This is a genomic window from Streptomyces viridosporus, from assembly GCF_002078235.1.
GTDB classification, from domain to species: Bacteria; Actinomycetota; Actinomycetes; order Streptomycetales; family Streptomycetaceae; genus Streptomyces; species Streptomyces viridosporus.
Genome location: NZ_MSGP01000764.1, coordinates 1 through 1,609 on the forward strand (window position 1 = coordinate 1; position 1,609 = coordinate 1,609).

Genomic DNA, 1,609 nt, shown 5'->3' on the forward strand with positions numbered 1-1,609 from the left:
GGTCTGGTGCAGGAAGCGGGGTTCGGCGAAGGCGGCCAGGGCCTCGCGGACGGCGGGGAGGTGGGGCTGCTCGGCGTGCAGGGCGGCGGAGAGCTGGGACTTGACCACGGGCACTCCCGCCCGGGTCAGGTCGTCCAGGGCGGTGTGCGGGTCCTCGAAGGAGGTGGCGAGGTGGCAGGTGTCGACGCAGATGCCGATGCGGTCGTGGGCGATCGCGGTGAGCGGGGCGATGGCGTCGCGGGTGGTCTCGACGACGCAGCCGGGTTCCGGCTCCAGGGCGACGCGGACGGAGCGTCCGGTCAGCTCCTGGAGGGCGTCGAGGCGTTCGGCGAGGGTGAGCAGGGCGGTGCGGGCNNGAGGTGCGCCAGGCGAGCGGCAGGGTGGAGATGCTGCCGTCGGTGACGTCGTCGGGGAGCAGCCCGGCGAGGACGCGGGCGAGGGCGGTGGTGTACTCCAGGCGCTCGGGGTCGGCCCAGTCCGGTTTGTAGACGCGGTACTTGACCTCCTCGGCGCCGAAGCCCTCGTAGGGGAAGCCGTTGAGGGTGACGACCTCCAGGCCCCGCCGTTCGAGCTCGCAGCGCAGCCCGCGCAGTGCGGAGGGGTCGGTGACCAGGGCGTGGGCGGCGTCCTTGGCGAGCCACAGGCCGATGCCGAGCCGGTCGCGGCCCAGGCGGCGGCGGACGGGCTCGCAGTGGTCGCGGAGCTGGGCGAGGACGCCGTCGAGGGTCTCGGCGGGGTGGACGTTGGTGCAGTAGGCGAGGTGGACGGTGGAGCCGTCGGGGTGGCGGAAGCGCACGGCTCACGCCTCCGCGGCCGGGGCACCGGACGGCCGGGACCCGTCCTTCGGCGCGCCGCGCAGGATGGAGTTGCCCTCGTGGGTGGCGTCCGTGGCGGCGACGTCGAGGTTCAGCCGGCCGCTGAGTCCGTAGAAGGCGACGGGGTTGCGCCACAGCACCAGGTCGACGTCGTCCTCGGTGAAGCCCTCGGCGAGCATCAGGTCGGCGACCTTGCGGGTCTTGAGCGGGTCGCTCTTGCCCCAGTCGGCGGCGGAGTTCACCAGGACCTGCTTGGGGCCGTGGGCGCGCAGGATGGCGACCATCCGCTCCTCGTCCATCTTGGTGTCCGGGTAAACGGAGAAGCCCAGCCAGCAGCCGCTGTCCTTGGCCTCCTTGACGGTGGTCTCGTNNGGCGAGCTGGAGCTGGGCGGCCAGCGCGGTGTCCTCGGCGGGGGTCATGGAGTCGTAGCCGATCTCGCCGACGGCCACGACGTTGTCCTTGACGAGGTACCGGGGCAGTTCGTCGAGGACGGGTGTGCAGCGCGGGTCGTTGGCCTCCTTGGGGTTGAGGGCGAGCGTGCAGTGGTGGGCGATGCCGTACTGGGCGGCGCGGAAGGGTTCCCAGCCGAGGAGGGAGTCGAAGTAGTCGCGGAAGGAGGCCGGGGAGGTGCGGGGCTGGCCGAGCCAGAAGGAGGGTTCGACGACGGCGCGGACGCCCGCGGCGTACAGGGCCTCGTAGTCGTCGGTGGTGCGCGAGGACATGTGGATGTGGGGGTCGAAGATGCGCATCAGGACTCCTTGCCGTGGGGGTGGTCCGTGCCGTGCGTCGGGGT

2 pseudogenes are annotated in these 1,609 nt (G+C 72.4%); both read right to left on the reverse strand.

The features are described from left to right. Positions 1-796 (reverse strand): annotated as a pseudogene (eboE, locus tag B7L92_RS37250) (metabolite traffic protein EboE); the annotation flags it as partial. Between the two features lie 3 nt (positions 797-799). Further along, positions 800-1,565: pseudogene (locus B7L92_RS37255) on the reverse strand (TatD family hydrolase). Between the last annotated feature and the right edge of the window lie 44 nt (positions 1,566-1,609).